This window comes from Streptomyces sp. GC420 (assembly GCF_009916105.1).
Taxonomy (GTDB): Bacteria; Actinomycetota; Actinomycetes; order Streptomycetales; family Streptomycetaceae; genus Streptomyces.
Window position 1 is genome coordinate 22,433 of record NZ_JAAAXQ010000023.1, and the last position, 16,686, is coordinate 39,118.

A 16,686-nucleotide genomic window follows, 5' to 3' on the forward strand; every position below is an offset into this window, starting at 1 on the left:
GGCCGTCAAGATCTCGGACGTTGCTCGTTAGGATGGGGCCGAGATGACGCGCTATCGAGAGTCGGTCCGCTCCATGCTCAAGGAACGGATCCTGGACGCCGCCTACGAGCGGGTCGCGGCCGAGGGCTGGGACCGGCTGAAGATGACCCATATCGCCACCACCGCCGGAGTGAGCCGGCAGACCGTCTACACCGAGTACGGCTCCAAGGCGGCCATCGGCCAGGCGATGGTGATGCGCGAGGTGGAACGCTTTCTCACCGGCATACAGGACCAGCTCCTCGCGCACCCCGGCGACATGAGGGCCGCCATCACCGCCGCCATCGGGTACACCCTGCGCACGGCGGCCGACAATCCGCTGCTCAAGGCCATCCTGACCAGCAGCCGGGGCGGTGACGAGGACCTGCTCTCCCACCTGACGACCCGCTCCGAGCCCCTCCTGGACACCGCCATCGGCATGCTCACCGCCTACACGGCGGAGGTCTGGCCCGAAATCGACGCCCACTCGCGGGACCTGGCCGTCGAAGCGGTGGTGCGCCTGACGGTCAGCCACCTCGTCCAGCCGGTCCTGCCGTCCGACCTCTCCGCGGAACGCATCGCCGAGATCACCATGCGGGTCGCACAAGCCTGAACCGCGCTGTCCGGCAAGGGCACTTCGCGCCATCCGCCTGCCGTCCGCCCCCGCGCACGGACGGGGGCGGCGGCAGCCGGGGCGCAGGATGGCGCACGGACCGGCGCCCAGGATGGTGCGGAGACCGTGTAGGTCGCCCGGCTCCCTGTCGCCGTCGCCCGTCACGCAGGACACTTGACGCCTGAACCGACACGCGAAGGGGGCGCAGATGCCGGGCGGGGCTGGTGCACACGGGCCGGGCGGCGGGCTGAGGGACAGTCACAGGGGTGAGGCGGACCGGCTGTTGGCGCGGGCCGTCGAGGAAGAGGTACGGCGGTCGGGCGGGCGGACGGACGGGGCCGTGCTGCTGGCACGGGCCCGCGGGGCGCTCGACGCGATGGCGGAGACGGCCGCCGAGGAGTACGCGGCGTACACGAGGGCGCTGGACGAGGCGGAGGCCGGGCAGCGGCCGCTCGGCGAACGGCTGAGCAAGGACGCCGTGGGGACCCCGCTGCTGGTGACGGCGGTCGGCGCGGTGGTCGCGCTGGGCGCGGACCTGGCGCTGGGCACGGGTGCCGGTACGGCGCTCGGCGCGGGCGCGGCGGTCGGCGTGGCCGGGGCGGTGGCCACCGTCGCCAAGGCGACGGCGGGGCACTGGCCGGCCGCGCACCACCGGGCCGGCGCCCTGGGCCAGCCGGGCGGGCCCGAGCAGTTGCGGCTCCAGTGGCTGACAGCGCTCGAAGTCCGGGGCATCCGCCCGTTCATCGACCAGCAGCGGGTGCTGGCCGCGGGGACGGGGCCGAGGAAGAAGCCCGGGAAGACCGCGGGGCCCCAGCTGCGCGGCGGCGACAAGAGCGCCGCGGCACGCCGCAGGGCCGTGCTGGAGCAGTCGTTCACCCAGCTTCCCGGTACGGACGGCCCGTTCGCGGGGCGCCGTGAGGAAATGACGAGGATCGCGCAATGGGTGCACGCGGCCCGCGCGAGCACCGAGACGAAACCGACCGTCGTGGTCCTGCACGGGCCGCCCGGCAGCGGGCGCAGCACGCTCGCCGTGCGGGCCGTGCACCATCTGCGGGACCAGTTCCGCGGGGCGGTCCTGGTCGATCTGCGCGGCGGTACGACGGACGAGCCGCCGCTGTCGACGCGCGACGCGCTGCTGCACCTGCTCAACCGGCTCGGCGCGCCCCGCGAGCAGTTGCTGTTCAGGGAGCGGTCCTCGCAGGACCAGCAGGTCAGGCGGCTGAGCGAGGTGTACCACCAGCATCTGACGGGGCTGCCGGTCACCGTCGTCCTGGACGATGCGAGCGACCCCGAGCAGGTGCGTACGCTGATCCCGGAGCGCTCGGACAGTCTGGTCCTGGTCACCAGCCGGGAGCCGCTTCCGCTCGGGGCCGACGTACCGGCCTGGGTGCACCAGCTGCCCGTCGAGGGTCTCGGCGCGGCTGGTGCGCGCGAGCTGCTGCGGGCGGCGGCGACCGGGGATCCGGGGCCCTACGACGATCAATCGGCGGACCGGATCCGTGAGTTGTGCGCGGGGCTGCCGCTCGCCCTGCGGACCGCCGGTTCCTCGCTCGGCCCGCGCGGCTACGGCCGGCTGGCCGGCGAACTCGCGGCGTACGGCCCGGTCGCGCCCGCCGAGCGGGCACTGTGGCTGCGCTACACCGACCAGTCGGAGACGGCGCGCAGGCTGCTGCGGCGGCTCGCGCTCGCCGGGCGGGCGAGCCTCGGCGCGGCGGCCGCGGCGGCGCTCCTCGGCACGGACGAGACCGAGGGCCTGCGGCAGTTGACCGCGCTCGCCGACGCGGGTCTCATCGACCGGGTGCGCGGCAGCCGCTTCCGCCTGCACGACGTCGTACGGGCCTTCGCGCAGGCGCGGCTCGTGGACGAGGAGAACCCGGCGGAGCGCTCCGCCGCCCAGGAGCGGCTGATCCGCAACTACGCCGAACTCGCCGACTCCGTGATCCGCCTGGTCGACGGCAAGAACTCCACCCGCGCCGACCACTTCGGACCGCACGGCTTCACCTCCCTCGACGCGGCCCTGCGCTGGCTGGACGAGGAATCGAGCTTCATCACGGCCGCCGTGCGGCACGCCGACGGCGTGGACCAGTCCGCCGTGCTGCATCTGCTGGGCGCGCTGTGCGACTACTGCCTGCTGCGCGGCGACCTGTACCGCCTCGGTGAGATCAGTGAGCTGACGCAGGCCGTGGACCAGGGGCTGCTGGTCAGGTCGGTGCAGTGGCGTACGGGTATCGCGGCCCGCCAGCTCGGTGAGCTGGACAAGGCCCGTACGACGCTGTCCTCGGTCGTCGACCTGTACTTCGAGGCCCAGCACGAGGCGGGCGCCGCCCGCGCGCTCTGCTCCCTGGGCATCACCCTGCACCACCAGGGCAATCTGCGGGAGGCGGCGGCCAAGCTGCACGAGGCCATGCGGTTGCAGTCGGCGGACGGGCTGCGGGCCGACCGGGCGTGGACGATGCACGCGCTGGCGGCGGTCGAACGCGACCGCGGCCGGGTCGCGGAGGCGCTGGCGCTGCTGAACGCGGCCGTCGAGCTGCATGTGGAGAGCGAGAGCCTGCACGGCCAGGCTTGGGCCCACTTCCAGCTGGGACAGCTGTACCTGCGCATGGGTGACGTCGTGAAGGCGGAGAGCGAACTGCGGCTCGCCCTTGACCTCTACGGCCGCACCCGGGACGGGCGCGGCGAGGCCTGGGCGATGACCCAGCTGGCGCGGGCCCGGCTGGTCGCCGGCGACCCGGCGCCCGCCGTGGACGGGCTGCGGCAGGCGCTGTCCAGGCACCGCGACAACGAGGACGCGCGCGGTGAGGCCTGGACCCGCTACTACCTGGGGCAGGCCCTGGAGGAGCGCGGCGACTACGACACGGCGGTACGGGAGCTGGAGCGGGCCAGGACCGCCTTCTCCCGGATGCGCGACGTGTATGGGCTGGCCTGCGCCCGCCACCACTCGGCGCGCGTCACCCGCGACCAGCGGGCCGCGCAGACCGGGTCGCTGCGCAACAGCGGCTTCGCGCGCCAGCTGCTCGTCGACGCCCGCGCCGACTTCCACCGCATCGGGGTGGCGCACGGCGAGGCGTGGACCTGCCTGGAGCTGGCCGTCGTGGACGCGGGCAACGGGCGCGCGGCCCAGGCCCTCGGCCTGTGCGACGAGGCCGCGGGGCTGTTCGCCTCGTACGGCGACCGGCGCGGCGAGGACTGGGCCCGCTTCCTGCGCTGCACGCTGCTCCCGCTCGCCTCGCCGGGCGGCTCCGAGGTCGGGGCGGCGGTGGCACGCGAGGAACTGGACCGGCTGATCGCGGCCACCCATCCGGCCCGCGACGCCAAGCTGGAGGACTGCGCGGAGGCCTTCGCGCTGGTGCTGGAGCGGGGTGTCGACCTGGACGCGGGCTGGCCGGCCTGGCGCCTGGGCATGGTCCCGAGCCGCCACGCGCGCGAGGTCATGGGGGTGATGGCGCCGGCGTGACGCGTTCCTCCCTGCACCGGACCCTGCACCGGACCCTGCACCGGCCGCCCGGCGCGGGCGGCCGGTGCAGGGTCCGGTGAGGGCAGGGGCAGCGCGGGGGCAGGCCTCGGCGGAACGGGGCCCGAAGCGGGCAACGCGAAACCGGGCCCGGGCCGCCCGTCGCCGGGACCCGGGCCCTGCCGCGGGAGCTCAGGAGCCCTGCGGGCCGGGCTTCGGGGCGGAGCCCGACGGGACCCCGGCCCTGCCGGCCGTGCCCTCCGCGTCCGCGGGCTCGTCGAAGGCGACCTTCCCCATGTGCCGGTGCATCGACTTCATCAGGAACCAGACGGCCAGGCCCATCACCGCGAAGACGATGAAGCCGAGGACGCCGGGGGTCACCTTGTTCTGGTCGAGTTCCTTCGCGAGCGGGACCAGCTGTGCCACTGCCAGGTGTGCGTTCACGTCAGCCATTGTCGCGGATGCCCGCGAAGAGGTCGTCCTCGGGGAGGGAGGTGTCCACGAGAGACTTGGCCAGTTCGTACTCCTCGGTCGGCCAGACCTCCTTCTGGAGCTCCATCGGCACGCGGAACCAACCGCCGTCCGGGTCGATCTGCGTGGCGTGGGCGATCAGGGCCTTGTCGCGGATCTCGAAGAAGTCGGCGCAGGGAACGTGCGTGGTCAGGGTGCGCTCGGTCCGCTGGAAGGTCTTCCAGCGCTCCAGCCACTCGCCGTACGGCGACTCCATGCCGCGCTCCAGCAGCGCCTCGTGCAGGGCGGTCGTGCGCGGCCGGTTGAAGCCCTGGTTGTAGTACAGCTTCTGCGGCTGGAAGGCCGCGCCGAACTCCTCCTCCGGGTACTTCCCGGTGTCCGACGCGCCGTCGAAGGCGATCATCGAGATCGTGTGGGTCATGATGTGGTCCGGATGCGGATAGCCGCCGTTCTCGTCGTACGTCGTGACGACCTGCGGACGGAACTCGCGGATCAGCCTCACCAGCCGGCCCGCGGCGCTCTCGGGGTCCTCCAGGGCGAAGCAGCCCTCCGGCAGCGGCGGCATCGGGTCCCCCTCGGGCAGGCCGGAGTCGACGAAGCCCAGCCACTCCTGCTTGACGCCGAGGATCTGCCGGGCCTCATCCATCTCGCGGGCGCGCACCTCGTGGATGTGCTCCTCGATGTAGGCGTCGCCCTGGAGCTTCGGGTTGAGGATCGACCCGCGCTCCCCGCCGGTGCAGGTCACCACGAGAACGTCGACACCTTCGGACACGTACTTGGCCATGGTGGCCGCGCCCTTGCTCGACTCGTCGTCGGGATGGGCGTGGACACACATCAGTCGCAGCTGCTCACTCTGCACAGTCAAGACTCGATCCCTCGGTGTCTGGTGGTAGAAGGCGGCTTCTATAGTGACGGAATCGAAGGGGTGAAAATTCCGTCTCGCCCCACCCGGCGTCCTCCCAGGAGGAAAGATCATGGCCACCGCGCGTCAGGTGCTTCCCGAGGGCCGGTACGGCCGCTCCGCGGACGAACGCGCGGACCGCAAGCTCAAGATCATCGGCTCGCTGCTCGGCGTCGGCCTGCTGGCGCTGATGGGCTGGTTCGGGCTGCACTATGTCGGCGGGTCCGCGATCAGCGGCGAACTGATCAAGTTCGACGTGGTTTCCGGCACGGAGGCTCAGGCCCACATCGAGGTCCGCAAGGACACGGGGACGGACGGGGTGTGCACGCTCCGTGCGCTGGACGTCGACCACAAGGAGGTCGGCCTCAAGGAGGCCCGCTTCGGCGCGGGCGAGAGCCGGATCGACGAGGTCGTCTCGGTCCGGACGACGGGTCGGGCCACGGCGGTGGAGCTCGTCGGCTGCTCGGCCGACGCCGGCTGAGCCGCGCCCGGGCCCCGGAGCGTCCGTGGCACGGGCACCGGCACCGGCAGGGTGGCCCTGAGCTGGTTCAACGGCGCGTCCGTGAATTATGTCCTCCCCCTTTTCCCGTTGAATTGTTAGGCTCGTGGTTTCGCCCACCCGTAGAGGCACATCCTTTGGGGTAGGGCGATGCTTTGTATTCCCAGTACCTACGAGGAGCACCTGTGACCCAGACGACCGAGAACGTCACCTGGCTGACCCAGGAGGCGTACAACCAGCTCAAGGCCGAGCTGGAGTACCTGTCTGGTCCCGCGCGCACCGAGATCGCGAAGAAGATCGAGGCGGCGCGCGAGGAGGGCGACCTGCGTGAGAACGGTGGTTACCACGCGGCCAAGGAGGAGCAGGGCAAGCAGGAGCTCCGTGTGCGCCAGCTGACCCAGCTCCTGGAGAAAGCGAAGGTCGGCGAGGCGCCCGCGGACGACGGTGTCGTCGAGCCCGGCATGGTCGTGACGATCGCCTTCGACGGCGACGAGGACGACACGCTGACCTTCCTGATGGCCTCCCGCGAGTACGCGAGCGGAGACATCGAGACCTACTCCCCGCAGTCCCCGCTGGGCATGGGCGTGAACGGCAAGAAGGTGGGCGACGAGGCGGAGTACGAGCTGCCGAACGGCAAGAAGGCCTCGGTGAAGATCCTCGACGCCAAGCCCTACCAGGGCTGAGCCTGCGCCGCGCCGCCCCGGTGCCGCGGGATGGCGGCGCACGGAGAACGGGCCGGGTCCCGGACGCGTGAGCAGCGTCCGGGACCCGGCCCGTTCCACGGTTCCCGGCGGGCGGACCGTCACGCCGCCGCCGAGCGGTACTTGCGCACCGCCAGCGTCCGGAAGACCACCAGGATCAGGAGCGACCAGAGCAGCGAGGCCCACACCGGGTGCTGCATCGGCCAGGCCTCGGACTGGCTCACCCCGGGGTTGCCGAAGAGCTCACGGCAGGCCTGGACGGTGGCGCTGAACGGGTTCCAGTCGGCGACGTGCTGCAGCCAGGGCGTCATCTGGCTGGAGTCCACGAACGCGTTCGAGACGAAGGTCACCGGGAACAGCCAGATCAGCCCGCCGGAGGTGGCCGCCTCCGGGGTGCGCACGGACAGGCCGATCAGGGCGCCGATCCAGGAGAACGCGTAACCGAGCAGGAGCAGCAGCGCGAAGCCCGCCAGCACCTCGCCGACGCTGGTGTGGGTGCGCCAGCCGACGAGCAGCGCGACGACGGCGAGGACGACGAGGGTGAGCGTGGTCTGCACGAGGTCGGCCAGGGTACGGCCGGTGAGGACCGCGCCGCGGGCCATGGGCAGCGACCGGAAGCGGTCGATGAGGCCCTTGTGCATGTCGTCGGCGATGCCGGCACCGGCGCCCGCGGTGGCGAAGGTGACGGTCTGGGCGAAGATGCCGGCCATCAGGAACTCGCGGTACACGCCCGGTTCGGTGGTGCCGCCGATGTTCATGGAGCCGCCGAACACGTAGCTGAACAGCACGACGAACATGATCGGCTGGATCAGCCCGAAAATGATCATCTCGGGGATCCGCAGCATCCGCAGCAGGTTGCGCTTGGCCACGACCAGGGAGTCCCGCACGGAGCCGACAATGCCCCCGGCCCCCTTCGGCACAGGGGTGCGCACGGCGTCGGTCACGGTGGTCATGCCCGCTTCTCCTCTTCTTCCTTGGCGTCCTCGGCCGCGTGGCCGGTGAGTGAGATGAAGACGTCGTCCAGCGTCGGCCGGCGCAGTCCGATGTCGTCGATGCCGATCCCGCGGGTGTCGAGTTCCCTGATGATCTCGGCGAGCAGCTTGGCGCCACCGGTGACGGGGGCGGTCAGCTGCCGTGTGTGCTGCTCGATGGCGACCTCGCCCCTGGCGAAGCCGCGCAGCACCTCCTCGGCGACGGTGAGCGACTCCCGGTCGTGCACGACGACCTCGACGCGCTCGCCGCCCGTGCGGGCCTTGAGCTGGTCGGAGGTGCCGCGGGCGATGACCTTGCCGTGGTCGACGACGCAGATGTCGTGGGCGAGGTGGTCGGCCTCCTCCAGATACTGCGTGGTGAGCAGCAGCGTCGTGCCGCCGGCGACGAGTTCCTTGATGACCTCCCACAACTGCTGGCGGTTGTGGGGGTCGAGGCCGGTCGTCGGCTCGTCCATGAACATCACGGGCGGCTGGACGACGAGGGCGGCGGCGAGGTCGAGACGGCGGCGCATGCCGCCGGAGTACGTCTTCGCAGTCCGGTCGGCGGCGTCGGTGAGGTTGAAGCGCTCCAGGAGCTCGCCCGCGCGCGCCTTCGCCGCCCGGCCGGACAGCTGGTAGAGCTGGCCGACCATCTGAAGGTTCTCGCGTCCGGTCAGGTACTCGTCGACGGCGGCGAACTGGCCGGACAGCCCGATGCTGCGGCGCACCTCGTTCGGGTGCTTCACGACATCGATCCCGGCGACGACGGCCCTGCCGCTGTCGGGCCGGAGCAGGGTGGTCAGGACGCGCACGGCGGTGGTCTTGCCGGCGCCGTTGGGCCCGAGCAGGCCGAGGACCGTTCCCTCCGGCACGTCGAGGTCGACGCCGTCCAGGGCCCTGACTTCGCCGAAGGTTTTCACCAGGCCTTCGGCGTAGATGGCGCCAGGCATGTGAATCTCCGCATTCTCCACAGCAGTGTGGGTCGGGAAGTAGTGGTGGACATACCGGACTTGCCCCGCCCGGCACAGGGTTGACGGAGCCTCAGACTAACGCGATACATCGCGTTACTCAATAACCTGGTACCCCGCCCTTCGGAGGGCCGCGCCCACTTCGGCGCAGTGCTCCGGACCCTTCGTCTCCAGGTGCAGCTCCACCTCCGCCTCAGTGATCTTCAGTCGCGGGACCGTGCGCACGTGCCCCACGTCGAGGACGTTAGCGTCGACCACTGACAACACCCCCAGAAGCGTCGCCAGCGCCCCCGGGCGGTCGGTCAGCCGCAGCCTCAGCGACAGGTAGCGGCCCGCCGCCGCCATGCCGTGCCGGAGGATGCGCTGCAGCAGCAGCGGATCCACATTGCCGCCCGACAGCACCGCGACGACCGGCCCCTCGAAGGAGCGCGGATCGCTCAGCAGCGCCGCCACGGGGCTGGCACCGGCCGGCTCGACGACCATCTTGGCCCGTTCGAGACACAGCAGCACGGCGCTCGAAAGCGCGTCCTCGGAGACCGTACGGACCTCGTCCACCAGATCGCCAATGATTTTGAACGGCACCTCGCCAGGCCGCCCCACCTTGATGCCGTCCGCCATCGTCGAAGGCGCCTCGACGGACACCGGGCGGCCCGCGGCGAGCGAGGGCGGATACGCCGCCGCACCCTCCGCCTGGACGCCGATGACCCTGATGTCGGGCCGCACCGCCTTGACCGCGACCGCGACGCCGGCCGCGAGCCCGCCGCCGCCGATACCGACGACGACGGACCGCACCTCGGGGCACTGCTCGACGATCTCCAGGCCGAGCGTGCCCTGGCCCGCGATGATGTCGGGGTGGTCGAAGGGGTGGATGAACACCGCTCCGGTCTCGCGCGCGTACTCCCGCGCCGCGGCCAGCGTGTCGTCCACGACCTGGCCGCGCATCCGCACCTCGGCTCCGTACTCCCTGGTCGCCGCCACCTTCGGCAGCGGGGCACCGACCGGCATGAAGACGGTGGAGCGCACCCCGAGCAGCGAGGAGGCGAGGGCGACGCCCTGCGCGTGGTTGCCCGCGCTGGCGGCCACCACTCCGCGGGATCGTTCCTCCGCGCTCAGCCCGGCGATCCGCACGTACGCGCCGCGCAGCTTGAAGGAACCGGTGCGCTGGAGGTTCTCGCACTTGAGATGGACCGGGGAGCCCACCAGGCCGGAGAGGTGGCGGCTGCCCTCCATCATCGTCGTCCTGACGACACCGGCGAGCAGTTTGTGCGCGGCCCTTATGTCCTCGGCGGTCACCGCGTGCGACTGCCCGCGACCGGGCACGTGCGGGGCCCGGAGGCCGTGCGGGTCATGCGGACCGCGGGGGTCCTGGGGCGCCTGGGCTCGGTGCGCCGGGCGGTGCGACCGGTGCCGGTACGGGTCCTGCGGATCGTGCGGGTCCTGCGGGTCGTGCGAAGGGCCGTACGTGCTCTCGCTCATGCCCGCAAGTCTGGCAGTTCGGGCACTCCGATGAACCTTGGCCAAGACATTGCACACCGCCGTACATCGTTTTCCGGAGGCCAGGTACGGACACCCGCTCCTCCGCGTACTCTGTCCCCCAACCTACCGACCCCACACAAAGTGAGACCCGGCCATGCCCACGACCCAGGACATGACGACCGACCTCGAGTCCGGCGTTCTCGATGCCCTTCAGCACCAGGTGGCCGTCTTCGCCAGGCGCGCCGAGCAGACCAGGCTCGGCGGAGTCGGACAGGTCCGCAACTCCATGGACCGCGCCGCGTACCTGCTGCTCAACCGGCTGGACCAGGAGGGGCCCATGGGTGTGAAGGCGCTCGCCGCGGGCATGGGCATCGACTCCTCGACCGTCACCCGCCAGGTCGCCCCGCTCGTCGACACCGGGCTGGTCAAGCGAACCTCCCACCCCGAGGACGGACGTGCCGTCGTCCTCCAGCTCTCCCCGCGCGGCCTCGCCAGGCTGGAGGAGGTCCGCGGCTCCCGGCGCGAACTCATGCGTCAGGTGACCGAGGGCTGGACCCCTCAGGAGCGCGACTCCTTCACCATGCTCCTCACCCGTTTCAACTCCGCGCTGTCCTCCCTCCAGGCGGCGCACGCCACCCAGGACACCCAGGAGACGGACGTGCCCCCGGCGTCCTGACCCGCGACCACCGCCCTCTTGACCGGTGGCACCCGCTCCTGCACTCATAAGAGGGAGGAGGCAGGAGGCGCGCGGTGCGAGAGCGGCAGACCGATCGCCGAGCCCGCAGGGCCCGGGAGTTCCAGGCGTTCGTCGGGGGTGCGGGCGGACGGCTGCTGCATGCCGCGACGCTGCTCACGGGGGACGGGGCGGCGGCCCGGCGGCTGCTCACGGGGGACGGGGCGGCGGCCCGGCGGCTGCTCGCGCGCGCCCTGGCCGACACCTACGCCGACTGGGACCGGCTGCGCGGCGAGGACCCGTACGACCACACCCGCCGGCAGCTCGCGATCCGCTTCGCCCACACCGCCTGGCGGTACCGGCGCGGCGGCGACGGCGTGCTCGGACGGCTGACCCCGCAGCAGCGGCTGATCCTCGTCCTGCGCCTGTACGAGGGGGTGGCCGAGGAACAGACGGCCGCGCTGCTCGGCCTCCCCGCGGAACGCGTCCGGGTCATCTGCGCCCGCGCGGTCGGCACCCTGCGCGCCGGACCGCCGCAGGCGCGGCGCCGCCCCCGGGTCGCGGAGGCGGTCCGATGAGCGTGCCGGACCACGGGGAGGCGGAGGTCCGGCGTCTGCTGGACGGGCCCCATCCCGCGGTGCCGCCCGATCTGGGCCGCGCCGCCGCCGAACGCGGTGAACGGCTGCTGCGCGGACGCCGCCTGCGGCGGCGTCTGACCTGGCTGCTGCTGTTCGCGGCCTTCGTGGCCCTCGTCGTATGGACCTCGGTCAACGATCCCTGGGCCGAGGACCCGATCGACACGACGCCGCCGCTGGTCGGGTGGTGACCCCGCCCCGCTCCTCGCGCGGCCCTGCCGGCACCGGGCGGACGGAGCCGTCCGCCCGGCATGACGGGAGCGGGGCGTCAGCCCAGCGCCTGCTGGAGGTCGGCGAGCAGGTCGTCGACGGCCTCGATGCCCACCGACAGCCGTACGAGATCGCCCGGCACCTCGAGCGCGGAGCCCGCCACGGAGGCGTGGGTCATCCGGCCCGGGTGCTCGATCAGCGACTCGACGCCGCCCAGCGACTCGCCGAGCGTGAACAGCCGAGCGCGGTCGCAGACGCCGACCGCCGCCTCCTCGCCGCCCGTGACACGGAACGACACCATGCCGCCGAAGGCCTTCATCTGCTTGGCGGCGACCTCGTGCCCCGGGTGCTCGGGCAGACCCGGATACAGCACGCGCGAGACCTTCGGGTGCGAGGCCAGCATCTCGACGACCCGGGCGGCGTTCTCGCTGTGCCGGTCCATCCGCACCGCGAGCGTCTTGATGCCGCGCTGCACCAGCCACGCGTCGAAGGGCCCGGCCACGGCGCCCATCGCGTTCTGGTGGTAGGCCAGTTCCTCGCCGAGTTCCGCGTCGGCCGCGATCAGCGCGCCGCCGACGACGTCGGAGTGACCGCCCATGTACTTCGTCGTGGAGTGCAGTACCACGTCGGCGCCGAGCGCGATCGGCTGCTGGAGGTAGGGGCTGGCGAAGGTGTTGTCGACGACGAGCTTCGCGCCCGCGCCCCGCGCGATGTCGGCGATCAGCGCGATGTCGGTGATGCCGAGCAGCGGGTTGGAGGGGGTCTCGACCCAGATGACCTTCGTACGGTCGTTGACCGCGGCCCGCACCGCGTCGGGGTCGGAGGTGTCGGCGACGGAGAAGTCCACGCCCCACCGCGCGACCACCTTCGCGAACAGCCGGAAGGTGCCGCCGTAGGCGTCGTTCGGGATGACGACATGGGCGCCGGGGTGCAGGACCGTGCGCAGCAGGCAGTCCTCCGCCGCGAGCCCGGACGCGAAGGCGAGGCCGCGCCGGCCGCCCTCCAGTGCCGCCAGGTTCTCCTCCAGCGCGGTGCGGGTCGGGTTGGCCGAGCGGCTGTACTCGTAGCCGCCGCGCAGACCGCCGACGCCGTCCTGCTTGTACGTGGAGACTTGGTAGATCGGAGTGACGACGGCCCCGGTCCGGGGGTCGGCCTCCTGACCCGCGTGGATCGCAAGGGTCTCGAAGCTTTGCTGGTCGCTCATAAGCCCCGAGGGTAGTTCGTCGCGGGGGTTGCGAGCAGGTGGCGATCGGCAGGCGCGCCCTCGGGCATCCGGTCCGGCGACGGACGGCACCGCCCCGCACCCGCCAGAGCGATGGGTGCGGGCATCGGACCGCCCAGGCCCGACCGGGTACCCCGGGGCGTGAGGAACCCCGCCCCCGCATTCCCGGACCACGGACACGATCCGCGCGTGCCGGAAGCGGAGCGAAAGCGGGTGACCGGCGTACCCAGCACCGCTCGGGGCACGCGGCTGAGCATGAGTTCCGGCGACAGGGCCCACTCCCGCTCAGCTTTTGGGAACGGTGCTTCGTCTGGTTCGCTTGTAGGCATGGAGATTCTCTGGGTCCTGATGGCCGTGCTGATGATCGTCTCGGTTCTGACATGGCGGGGCCGGCGCGGCGGCGGTATCCGGCTGGCCAGGCCGGGCGACACGGACGCCGCCGACCCGGCGAACTACGGCTTCGTACGGCAGGAACTGCTCGACGTACGGCTGCCGGGCCCCGACCAGGACCTGGTCGACGTACTCGAACTCGTGCAGCGCACCCAGGACTGGCGGGCCGCCTCCCAGCTCCTCGCGGGCACCCCGAAGGAGGGCGAGCTGCGCTGGCAGCGGGTGCAGGCCTTCGCGGGCGCGGCCGCCGTGGAGCTGGCGCAGCAGCCGGGCAAGGGCGGTCTGTGGCTGCGCAACTGGCGCCTGGAGTCGCCGAAGGACCCGGGCGGCGCCGCGGTGCACGCCGAGTTCCTGGTGCAGCAGGCGTGGCGGTCCTCGGGCGGCGTCGGCTCGCAGGACCACCGGATCATCCTGGAGGAGGCCCGTACGGCGTGCGGCGAGGCGGCACTGCTGGCTCCGGGCGACCCCGTCCCGTACATCATCGAGCTGGCCGTCGGGCGCGGCCTCGGCTACGGCCGTGAGGACTTCGAGGCGCTGTGGGCGAAGGTCGCCGAGCGGGCCCCGCATCACATGGGGGCGCACCTGGCCGCACTGCACTACTGGTGCGAGAAGTGGCACGGCTCGCGGGAGCTGGCCGACGTCTTCGCCCGGCGCGCTGCGGGCTCCGCGCCCACCGGCACGCTGCTTCCCGCGCTTCCGCTGTTCTCGCTGTACGAGAACATGCCCGACCTGATCGTGGGCCAGAGCTTCTACCAGGGCGAGGCCGTCTCGCGGGCCCTCGAGGGCGCCCTGCACGCCGTGTACGCGGTCTCGGACCGGGACAACCCGGTCCTGGCGCACGTCCGCCACCTGCTGATCTTCTTCCTTGTGCGCGCCGAGCGCTGGGCGGAGGCCCTGGACCAGGTCAAGCACGTCGACGGCTATGTGGGCGCGCTGCCGTGGTCGACGGGCGCGGAACCGGCCGCGGAGTACGCCGTGTACCGCGCGCTGGCCGTCGCGGGATACGAGGCGAACGGCGGCAGCCCGGCGACGCTGCTGAGCTGAGCGCCGCGGAACGGGGTGCCGCGCGGACGCGGCGCGCGGCCCGGCCACCCGGTGGGCAGCCCGGGCCATTACCGCGGGCCGACCGCCGCGGAACGCCGGACACCGTGGAACGCCGGACACCGCGCGGCCACCCGGGTCGATCGCCGCGGATGGCGCCCGGCCGCGCGTCTGCGCCGTTTGCGCAGGTCAGAAACCATTTGGCGGCCTTTGAAACGCGTTGCCGATCGTCCACACATTCGGGCATACTCCGGGTCTTTCCCAGATCAGTTCCGTGGGGGGACTCTGCCCGATGGGCGCAACTCTGCGCGCGCTGCGCGCCCTTGTCCTGCTCGCCGGGTTCCATCTCCTCGGCGTCCTCATGCTGGCGGCGCTCGCCGCCATGGACTACGCCCTGTACCTGTGGACGCCGTCCGGCCTGGCCGTCAAGCTGTACGTGGTCTCGGTCCTCCTCGCGATCCCCGTGGTGCGAGGCGTGTTCATGCTCCGCACCCCGAAGGACGACGCGCCGGACGGACTGCCCGTCGCCGAGGCCGACGAGCCCGCGCTGTGGGCCGCCGTCCGCGAACTCGCCGAGCGGGTCGGCACCCGCGCACCCGCCGAGATCGTCCTCACCGCCGACGTCAACGCGGCCGTCGCCGAGGACGCCCGCCTCCTCGGCCTGATCCCCGGCCGGCGCCGCCTCTACCTGGGCGTACCGCTGATGCAGGGCCTCAGCGAGGCCCAGCTGCGGGCCGTCCTCGCCCACGAACTCGGCCACTACTCCAACGCCGACACCCGGCTCGCCGCGATCATCGTGCGCGGCCGCGCCCAAGTGCTGCGCACCATCCGCCACTTCGAGGAACGCGCCGAGAGGACGGAGGGACGCGAGCGTACCCGCCAGGAGAAGAAGGCCGCCAGGGCCGCCGCCAAGGGCAAGAAGGCCAGGACCGTAGACACCGGCGGCGCGGGCATCACCTACCGGGCGATGGCCCGGATCTACACGGCGTACGCCAAGCTGTACTTCCGCGCCACCCAGTCCGGCTCCCGCCGCCAGGAGTACGCCGCCGACGCGGCCGCCGCCCGGATCGCCGGCCGCGAGGCGACCGCCTCCGCACTGCGCGAACTGCCCGTCCTTGACTCCGCGTTCGGGTTCTACATGAGCTCGTACGCCCTGCTCGGCGCCGACGCGGGCCTGCTCCCGCCGCGCGGCGAGGTCTTCGGCGGCTTCGGCCGGCTGCTCGGCGCCCGCGAGCTCGAACTGCTCCCGCTGCGCTCCCGGCTCCCCACCGGCCCCGTCTCCCCGTACGACTCGCACCCGCCCATCGCCGACCGGGTCCGCCGCATCGAGGAACTGCCCGCCGACGGACGCACCGGCGAGGCCAAGGGCGCCGCGCTCTCGCTCCTCACCGATCCCGGCCGTACCGTCACCGCGCTGGAGGACGCCGTACTGACCCAGGAGGCCCTCGCCTTCCGGCGCGCCGCCGACTGGCAGGAACTCCTCGACCACGCCATGGCGGCGCGGCTCGCCGGCGACGACACGCCGCTGCACCGGGCCCTCGCCCTCTACACCCGGCAGCGGCCCACCCTGCCCGCGCTGCTGCGGATCATCGACGAGGGCCGGCTGTGGAAGGTCGCCCAGCGCCTGCCCCTGTCCGACGAGGCCGCCGCCGCCAAGGGCCGCGCCTTCCGCGAGTTCGTACGCCCCGCCCTGGGGCAGGGCCTCCACCGGATGGTCCTCGCCGACCTCGGCGGCCGCGGCCTGCTGCGCTGGGAGTTCTCCTGGTCCGAGGCGGCCACCGTGCACCTGCCCCCGGGCCCGGACGGTTCCGGACCCGACCTGCCCACCGCCATCGACGCGGCCCTCGCCGACCGCCCCGACACCCGTCCCCTGCGCGCCCTGCTCCCCCAGCTCACCGAGGAACCTTCGTGACCGTCCTGCTCTGGGTCGTCCTGACCCCCGTCGTCCTCGCCGTACTCGGCATCGGACTCTACTTCGGCACCGCCATCGTCAAGGGCGCCATCGAGGGCTGGCGCGAGGGCACGTCCGGCGACAACGCGCTCCCGGACGAGGCAGCCGCCCTCGGCCTGCTGCCCGCCGAACGGCAGAACACCGGGTCCGCCGGTCCCCTGCCCGCCGCGCTCACCTCCGCCGCGGCCGCCGCGGAGAAGGGCGACTGGCAGCCCGCGGCCGCCCTGCTCCAGGACATCGGCGAGGACTGGGAGCGCCGCTCCCATGCCTCCTACCGGCTGGCGGAAGCCGCCGTCAAGGACGACGACTGGCTGCTCGCCTGGGAGAACGCCCGGCCCGAGGACCCCGGCGCCGCGCTGGTCCGCGCCCGCAGCAGCGTCTCCCTCGCCTGGGAGATACGCGGCGCCAAGCGCGCCAAGTACACGACGGCCGAGCAGTTCGAGGGCTTCCACCGCACCCTCGCCCGCGCCCGCGAGGACATCGCCCGCGCCGCCG

General features: G+C 72.6%; 15 protein-coding genes and 2 pseudogenes. 11 read left to right on the forward strand and 6 right to left on the reverse strand.

Features of this window, described 5'->3' with window-relative positions:
• The first annotated feature begins 43 nt into the window (after window positions 1–43).
• Window positions 44–628: a TetR/AcrR family transcriptional regulator gene (locus tag GUY61_RS05035; protein WP_166628834.1), complete on the forward strand. Its 585-nt coding sequence runs from the start codon at window positions 44–46 to the stop codon at window positions 626–628.
• A 247-nt stretch (window positions 629–875) separates the two neighbouring features.
• Window positions 876–4,085 (forward strand): tetratricopeptide repeat protein, encoded by a 3,210-nt coding sequence (locus GUY61_RS05040; RefSeq protein WP_166628846.1) that lies wholly within the window; start codon window positions 876–878, stop codon window positions 4,083–4,085.
• Between the two features lie 189 nt (window positions 4,086–4,274).
• On the opposite strand, the gene GUY61_RS05045 is transcribed toward GUY61_RS05040, so the two are convergent.
• Both GUY61_RS05045 and mca read right to left on the reverse strand, forming a co-directional pair.
• Window positions 4,275–4,535 (reverse strand): hypothetical protein, encoded by a 261-nt coding sequence (locus tag GUY61_RS05045; protein WP_243766192.1) that lies wholly within the window; start codon window positions 4,533–4,535, stop codon window positions 4,275–4,277.
• Window positions 4,528–5,388, reverse strand: a complete 861-nt coding sequence (gene mca / locus GUY61_RS05050) for a mycothiol conjugate amidase Mca (protein WP_166628847.1) — start codon at window positions 5,386–5,388, stop codon at window positions 4,528–4,530. Before mca ends, GUY61_RS05045 begins: the two co-directional genes overlap by 8 nt.
• A 139-nt stretch (window positions 5,389–5,527) precedes the next feature.
• Between mca and GUY61_RS05055 the strand changes: the two genes are divergently transcribed.
• Entirely contained in the window at window positions 5,528–5,935 is a 408-nt protein-coding gene (locus tag GUY61_RS05055; protein WP_166628835.1) for a DUF4307 domain-containing protein, read from the forward strand.
• A gap of 203 nt (window positions 5,936–6,138) precedes the next feature.
• On the forward strand, window positions 6,139–6,636 hold the full coding sequence (gene greA, locus GUY61_RS05060; RefSeq protein WP_166628836.1) for a transcription elongation factor GreA: 498 nt from the start codon (window positions 6,139–6,141) through the stop codon (window positions 6,634–6,636).
• A gap of 119 nt (window positions 6,637–6,755) precedes the next feature.
• Here greA and GUY61_RS05065 read toward each other — a convergent pair whose 3' ends face one another.
• From GUY61_RS05065 to ilvA, 3 genes are all read right to left on the reverse strand, one after another.
• A complete protein-coding gene (locus tag GUY61_RS05065; protein ID WP_166628837.1) occupies window positions 6,756–7,607 on the reverse strand; it encodes an ABC transporter permease in 852 nt (283 codons plus the stop codon).
• Entirely contained in the window at window positions 7,604–8,575 is a 972-nt protein-coding gene (locus GUY61_RS05070; protein ID WP_166628838.1) for an ATP-binding cassette domain-containing protein, read from the reverse strand. Before GUY61_RS05070 ends, GUY61_RS05065 begins: the two co-directional genes overlap by 4 nt.
• Before the next feature lie 114 nt (window positions 8,576–8,689).
• Window positions 8,690–9,826, reverse strand: coding sequence for a threonine ammonia-lyase (ilvA, locus tag GUY61_RS05075; protein WP_313896524.1), 1,137 nt, complete (start codon window positions 9,824–9,826; stop codon window positions 8,690–8,692).
• Window positions 9,827–10,223: 397 nt separating this feature from the next.
• Here ilvA and GUY61_RS05080 point away from each other — a divergent pair, with 397 nt between their 5' ends.
• From GUY61_RS05080 to GUY61_RS39735, 3 genes are all read left to right on the forward strand, one after another.
• Entirely contained in the window at window positions 10,224–10,745 is a 522-nt protein-coding gene (locus GUY61_RS05080) for a MarR family winged helix-turn-helix transcriptional regulator (RefSeq protein WP_208105582.1), read from the forward strand.
• 74 nt (window positions 10,746–10,819) lie between these two features.
• A complete protein-coding gene (locus GUY61_RS39730; RefSeq protein ID WP_166628839.1) occupies window positions 10,820–11,320 on the forward strand; it encodes a sigma factor-like helix-turn-helix DNA-binding protein in 501 nt (166 codons plus the stop codon).
• Entirely contained in the window at window positions 11,317–11,568 is a 252-nt protein-coding gene (locus GUY61_RS39735) for a hypothetical protein (RefSeq protein ID WP_166628840.1), read from the forward strand. Before GUY61_RS39730 ends, GUY61_RS39735 begins: the two co-directional genes overlap by 4 nt.
• 77 nt (window positions 11,569–11,645) lie before the next feature.
• Here GUY61_RS39735 and GUY61_RS05095 read toward each other — a convergent pair whose 3' ends face one another.
• Window positions 11,646–12,791 (reverse strand): cystathionine gamma-synthase, encoded by a 1,146-nt coding sequence (locus GUY61_RS05095; protein ID WP_166628841.1) that lies wholly within the window; start codon window positions 12,789–12,791, stop codon window positions 11,646–11,648.
• Window positions 12,792–12,826: 35 nt separating this feature from the next.
• Here GUY61_RS05095 and GUY61_RS39740 point away from each other — a divergent pair.
• The 4 genes and pseudogenes from GUY61_RS39740 to GUY61_RS05110 form a co-directional block, all read left to right on the forward strand.
• Window positions 12,827–13,108: pseudogene (locus GUY61_RS39740) on the forward strand (transposase); the annotation flags it as partial.
• 28 nt (window positions 13,109–13,136) lie between these two features.
• Window positions 13,137–14,243 (forward strand): hypothetical protein, encoded by a 1,107-nt coding sequence (locus GUY61_RS05100; protein ID WP_166628842.1) that lies wholly within the window; start codon window positions 13,137–13,139, stop codon window positions 14,241–14,243.
• Between the two features lie 289 nt (window positions 14,244–14,532).
• Window positions 14,533–16,152, forward strand: a complete 1,620-nt coding sequence (locus GUY61_RS05105; protein WP_166628843.1) for a M48 family metalloprotease — start codon at window positions 14,533–14,535, stop codon at window positions 16,150–16,152.
• Window positions 16,149–16,686, forward strand: a pseudogene (locus GUY61_RS05110) (hypothetical protein); the annotation flags it as partial. The gene GUY61_RS05105 and the pseudogene GUY61_RS05110, both read left to right, overlap by 4 nt.